Below are 6,083 nucleotides of genomic sequence, written 5' to 3'. Positions count from 1 at the left end.
CGCCCGCAGGCGGCCTGGCCCCTTTGAAAAGGGGCTCCGCGAAGCGGTGGGGATTGACTGGCTGGCACTGCTTCTACATTAAAAGCTCAAATAGAAGCAGGTTTCCTAAGACAATCCCCCGCCCTCGCTTCGCTCAGGCACCCCCTTTCAAAAGGGGGCAAGTGGCTGCGCCGCTTGTGGGGCCCTGCTGCGCAGGGTCCATCCCTCGTCCCACCCGCAGGCGGCCTGGCCCCTTTGAAAAGGGGCTCCGGCGAAGCCGGGTGGGGATTGATTTGCTGGTATTACTTCTACTTGGAATCTAAAATAGAAGCGGTCGTCCTAAGACAATCCCCCGCCCTCGCTTCGCTCAGGGTCCCCCTTTGCCAAAGGGGGCAAGCGGCTTCGCCGCTTGTGTGGCCCTGCTTCGCAGGGCTCATCCCTCGTCCCGCCCGCAGGCGGCCTGGCCCCTTTGAAAAGGGGCTCTGGCGAAGCCGGTGGGGATTGACTTGCTGGCACTGCTTCCATTTAAAAGCTCAAATAGAAGTAGCTTTCCTAAGACAATCCCCCGCCCTCGCTTCGCTCAGGGTCCCCCTTTGCCAAAGGGGGCAAGCGGCTTCGCCGCTTGTGGGCCCTGCTGCGCAGGGCTCATCCCTCGTCAATCCCAAGTGAAGAAACCATAGCCGGTTTCCAGATTGTGCAGCCCGTACCGGCCCAGGGTCTGACTGGCAACATGGAGGGTATTCCGGCTTCCAACGGGCTGCCAGGTCCAGAAGTCCCCCGCGCCATACAGTTCGGTGCCCGGAGCGTGGCCCTGGGCGTCGGGAGTGTAGAGGACAAAGGCCGCGCCGGGCTGGAGGGGGCCGTCGTCGTTGTCAAAGCCATAGGGGCCGCTGGAGACATAGAGCACCTTGTCCTCGATCCACATCTCCCCGATGGGGCGGCCGGTGTCCAGGGTCAATTCCTCCAGGGTCATGTACCAGGAGGCGGGGGTAATCTGGGCAATCTGGTGGAATTTTCCATGGAACTGGCACACATACCGGGTCCCGCCGGGATAGCCCGGGCCGTCTGACCCCATGTCGGCGTCCACAAACAGGCCGGTAAAGGAGCCGTCCGGGTTCAGGGTCAGCTCGGTGGACCAAGCCCCCACGCCGCTGGCAAATCTCATCTCCAGGGGCTTTTCCATGGGCAGCTTGGCCTCCGGTGCTCCGGTGGGGGGCGTCCAGTCGGCGGGGGCGGCGGCCTGGAGGCTTTGCAGGTCCTCCAGCAGGGACTTGCCCGGACTTCTGGAAAAGCCCTCCAGGCGGCTCAGGTCCTCCCGCTCCGTCTCCGGCAGGCCGGGGTCGGTGGTGAACAGCAGCTCGCTGTGGCCCAGCAGGCCGTTGAGCTCCTCCACAAAGGCGGCGATGGCCTCCGGGTCGAAGGTCTTGTGATGCACCGAACCGAAGTTCAGGTCAAAGGTCACGCTGTTCCACCGGGCGTTCTCGGTAAACTCCCCCACCCAGGTCTCCAGGCTGTAGTACAGGCAATAGCTCCCCTGTTCCTCGTACACGCTGTAGTCCAGCAGGTAGTCAACCCCCTCCAGGGTACACAGGAACAGGGAGCTGGGATGGCTGCGCTGTCCGACCTTCTGGCACAGCCGCTGGCCGTTCTCCCAGATCTCCAGGGTCAGGTCGCCGTCCGCCTCCTCCAGCAGAACAAAGTGCTCCGGGGTCCCGTTGCGGTTCCAGTCGGGGGTCCGGGACAGGCCGGGCCGGGCGTCGCTGGCGGGGATCTCTCGGCTGTTCAGAAAATCGCCGGAGCCGGGCAGGGTCCGGAAGTGCAGCGACAGGGGCCGGGCGTCCCCCAGAAGGGGCTCCAGCCAGTCCAGATAGACCGACCGGTCCACCGGCTCTGTGTCGGAGCTCTCCAGAATCCCGTTCATCGCCGGAGTGATGTAGTAGAGGATGCCCGCCCCGCTCTTGTCCTTCTCCCCGGGGAAGGGGGGCAGATTTTCCGGGTTCTCGTCGGAGACCCGTTTCTCCCAGGCGTCCAGGTGGCCCGCCAGCTGGTAAGTGTCGGTGTCGGGCTGGTAGGTGTAGAGGCTGTGGGGCCAGAAGTCATAGATCCAGCTCCCCTGGGCGTGGGAGTCGTCCTCCCGCAGGGCGCCATTGCTGTAGAAGGTGAGGTCGGCACAGCCCTCGTACTGGACGCGGAGGGAACCGGTGTCCTTGTCATAGTCCAGGACCCAGCTCCGGTGTCCGGCGGTGGGGACGGTGCGGAAATAAATCACCAGCTCCTCCCGGCCGTCCCCGTCCACGTCGGCCACGGCGTAGGTATTGTCAAATATGTACCCGGTCAGGGACTCGTCAGAGACCTGGGTCCCGTCGGGCAGGAGGTTGTTCCAGAGCATATCCTCCAGCACCTGGGTGTATGCCTCCCGGGCCTGGGGGTCCGCCTCCACCGCGGGAGTGGCGGCGGGGGTCTGGAGGGAGCTGTCCCCATTGGCATCAACCGGGTCCTCCGCCCGCACCTGGCAGGATACCAGGTTTCCGCACAGCAGGCAGAATGCCGACACCAGGGCGATAAAGAGCACCGGGGGCCGCTTCCGGGGGCCAGCGGCGATGGACTCCAGGCGCATTTTCACCTCCCGGGCAGAGCCGGACAGCGGTGTGGAGAAGGGGGTTCGGGGCATATTTTTCATCATCAAGTTCCTTTCTATTATCCCTTTAATTCGTAAAGTATCTTTTGCAGGGTGGAACAACCCTAGTCTGCCGCTTTATGGCCCTGCGAAGCAGGGCCAGGCCCCTTTGGCAAAGGGGCTCCGCGAAGCGGTGAGGATTGACTGCTGGCATTGCCTCTACTTAATATTTTTAGGTAGAAGATGGTGCTACAATCCCCCGCCCTCGCTTCGCTCAGGCACCCCCTTTCAAAAGGGGGCAAGCGGCTGCGCCGCTTGTGCGCTCTTGCGGCATCACAAGGTGGAACTACCCCAGCCAGCTCTACAATTTTCTCTACTTTACGAATTGAAGCTATTATCCCATCAGATCGGCGTAATCCGTGGTCTCAGAGCGGACCAGCTGAAACACACCCTCCTCGTCAAATTCGTACCAGTTGGTGGTGGTGACCCCGTTGCCCTCGTTGATCCGCTCCACAATCTGGCGGGTCTCCGGGTCCACCTCCACCGGGGCGCACAGGACGGCCAGGGGAGAAAATCCCGCCCCGTTCCAGGTGAAGTAGAGATAGGGGACATTCCGGGCTCCGATCTCCATGCACATCAGGCCGAAGTCCCGCACTCCGTCCTGGTTCAGGTCCTGGGTCAGGGGCTGCCCCAGGGAGCCCATGCCGTCCCCGTCGTAGACGAAGAGGCCAAACTCCGCGCTGCCCAGCCAGTCCTCCGGGAGAATGGTCTGAATGAGCTCCTCCTCCCGGCAGACCAGGATCTTGTCCACCGCGAAGGTGTCCCAGTCGTACTCCCCCTCCAGCCGGTGCTCCTCCAGCACCAGCTTGACCAGTTCCCCGTCCACAGTGTCCACCGGCACCTCCTCGGTGCGGGCGGCCTGCTCCCGGGCGTAGGCCAGCAGGGCGGACAGCTCCAAATCCATGGTCTGGACCGGGGCCCCCTCCGTCTGCCAGCGGGCGGCCAGCACCCCGTCCTCCTCCCGGACGTCCAGGGACATGCTCACTTGGGCCTCCCAGGACAGGCCCAAATAGTGCTCCACCGCCTCCCGCAGGGGCCGGGCGCGGAGGGTTCCGTCCTCCTCCTGCCAGTACAGGGCAGCTCCGCCCCGCCTTCCGTCGAAACCGTAGGGGTAGGCGGCCAACAGAATGTCAAAGCCGTCCACCTGGGCGGTGTACAGCGTCCCTTCGCACTTGGCGATAAGGTCGGGGGCGTTTTCGCCGAAAATAAACAGGCGGGTTGTGGGGACGTCCCCCGTGGTGTGCTCCGCCTGGGAGGTCAGCAGAATCCCGCTGTGCCCCATGATGTTCTCAAACTGGTGCAGCCGGATGGTGTCCGCCACTCCGCCCTGGGGGTTGTAGTACAGGCTGGCCCAGGTCTCATAGGCCCCCGTCTCCAAATCCCGGCAGACCAGATTGGTGGTCTGGGCATAGCCGTCCTGATAGGGGGGCGTGTCCTCCAGGGCCAGGACCCAGCGGTCCTCCAGGGTCAGCTCCCGCACCCCCTCGCCCTGCGGCTCATAGCGGCTGAGGGTTGGCCCGGCCTCGTCGGAGCCGGCGGAGGCGTCGGGCCCCTCCTCCCTCACCTGGCAGGACACCAGGTTTCCGCACAGCAGGCAGAACAGGGACACCAGGGCGATGAAAAGCACCGGGGGCCGCTTCCTGGGCCCGGCGGCGATGGACTCCAGGCGCATTCTCACCTCTCGGGCGGAGCCGGACAGGGGGGTGGAAAAGGGTGTGCGGGGCAGGTTTCCTTTCATGGGGTTCTCCTCTCAACACATAAAATATACAGAACGAGAGCATGATTCGCATAGAGAAAAAACGAAGTTTTTTCAAAAAGTTTTCCTTTGGTTACTTTCCTTTTTCAAAAGGAAAGTAACAAATTATTGGGGCTTTTCCTTCAGCCGGGCCACGGCGGCCAAAATGGTCTGGCCGTAGGCGGAGTACAGCTCCGGAGGCAGGCGGCGCAGGGCGGCCTCGTCACAGGCCAGCTCGGTGTCCCGCTCCACCAGGCGCACCAGATACCAGGCCAGGGGGTTGAACCAGTGGAGGGCGTTGACCCACATGGCCAGAGTTTTCAGCCAAATATCCCGGCGGCGGTAATGGGTCAGCTCGTGGAGGAGGGACAGCCCCAGCTCCTCCCCGGTCATGGACCCCCGGGGCAGCAACAGCGCCGGGCGGAGCAGTCCGGCCAACATGGGCACCTTCAGCCCCTGGCACACCAGCAGCTGGGGCCGCCGGTCCAGACCCAGCTGATCTCCCAGCTGGTTAAAGGCCTGGACCGCCGCCGGCTCGGTGACCGGTGCGGCCCACCGGCGCAGATAGGACAAAAACTGCATATGGGCCCAGGTGCTCCAGACCAGCATCACCGCCGCCCCCGCCAGCCACACCGCCAGCAGTATCCGGGCCGTAGAGAAAGCGGGCCGCTCCTCCCTCTGCTGGGGCTGGACCGGGTCCGCCGGGGAGAGCTGTGCGGAGGCGGTTCCTCCGGCGGGGCCGGGCTGGTGCTGATTGTTCTGCTCCCCCGCCGGAGGCTCCGCCTGTTCCCCGCTCTGGCCGCCTCCCGGCTGGGGTTGGGGATGGGTCACGGCAGGGGGATTGGGCAGGTCCACCTGAATGGGGGCCGCGGTCTGGAGCAGGGAGAGCAGCGGCAGCGGGACGGCCAGCCGCAGGCAGAGCAGCAGCCAGGCCCAGCACCGCCACCTGGCTCCGTAGTGGCTTTTGGGGTTCCGGCCCAGCAGAGCCAGCAGAATGACGGCGGCGGAGCCCCCCAACGTCAGCCCGCCCAGGGTCAGCAGGATCTGATTCATTGCCCCTGCCCTCCGTTCAGCTGGTCCAGCAGGGCCTGGAGCTCCTCCAGCTCGCCCCGGCGCATCCCCTCCCGGGCCAGAGCGGCCACAAAATTTCGGGGGGAGCCGTATAGACGGTCTAAAACCGCCCGGCTGTCAAAGGCCTGGTAGGTCTCCTGGTCCACCAGAGGGGTGTACCGGTTGCTCTTTCCCTCCCGGCGCACCGCCACAAAGCCCTTGTCCGCCAGCCGGGCCAGATAGGTGTTGATGGTGTTGGCCGCCCAGCCGAAGGGGGAGAGCTGTTCCTCCAAAAGGGTCCGGGGAGTGTCCGGACCGGTGGCCCACAGGGCTTTCATCACTTCCAGCTCGGTATCGGGTAGCCGCTTCATAGTATCACATCCACTTCAATTGTAGTAAAGCTTATACTACACTTGTCGTTGATTTCCGTCAAGTTACAGTGTGGTTACAATTGGAAGTCCGCTAGCCTCCTTGCGGTATTGGGTCCCAGGCACACATCAGGACAAGGGATGAGTCCTGCGAAGCAGGGCCAAACAAGTGGCGTAGCCGCTTGCCCCCTTTGGCAAAGGGGGCCCCTGAGCGAAGCGAGGGCGGGGGATTGTCTTAGGAAAGCTGCTTCTATTTGAGCTTTTAAGTAGAAGT

At 63.8% G+C, this 6,083-nt stretch carries 4 protein-coding genes; all 4 read right to left on the bottom strand.

The window, feature by feature from the left end:
• Positions 1-634: 634 nt before the first annotated feature.
• Positions 635-2,662, bottom strand: coding sequence for a hypothetical protein (locus D1646_RS06870; protein ID WP_160635761.1), 2,028 nt, complete (start codon positions 2,660-2,662; stop codon positions 635-637).
• A 328-nt stretch (positions 2,663-2,990) separates the two neighbouring features.
• Positions 2,991-4,394: a hypothetical protein gene (locus tag D1646_RS06865; RefSeq protein ID WP_160635760.1), complete on the bottom strand. Its 1,404-nt coding sequence runs from the start codon at positions 4,392-4,394 to the stop codon at positions 2,991-2,993.
• A 123-nt stretch (positions 4,395-4,517) separates the two neighbouring features.
• Entirely contained in the window at positions 4,518-5,444 is a 927-nt protein-coding gene (locus D1646_RS06860; RefSeq protein WP_160635759.1) for a M56 family metallopeptidase, read from the bottom strand.
• Entirely contained in the window at positions 5,441-5,812 is a 372-nt protein-coding gene (locus D1646_RS06855) for a BlaI/MecI/CopY family transcriptional regulator (RefSeq protein ID WP_160635758.1), read from the bottom strand. The genes D1646_RS06860 and D1646_RS06855 overlap by 4 nt, the downstream gene beginning before the upstream one ends.
• Positions 5,813-6,083 lie beyond the last annotated feature (271 nt).

It is taken from the genome of Pseudoflavonifractor sp. 60 (genome assembly GCF_009911645.1).
Classification (GTDB): Bacteria; Bacillota; Clostridia; order Oscillospirales; family Oscillospiraceae; genus Lawsonibacter.
The sequence above is the reverse complement of the archived record's forward strand: the minus strand, read 5'-3'. Positions and strand labels throughout refer to the sequence as shown.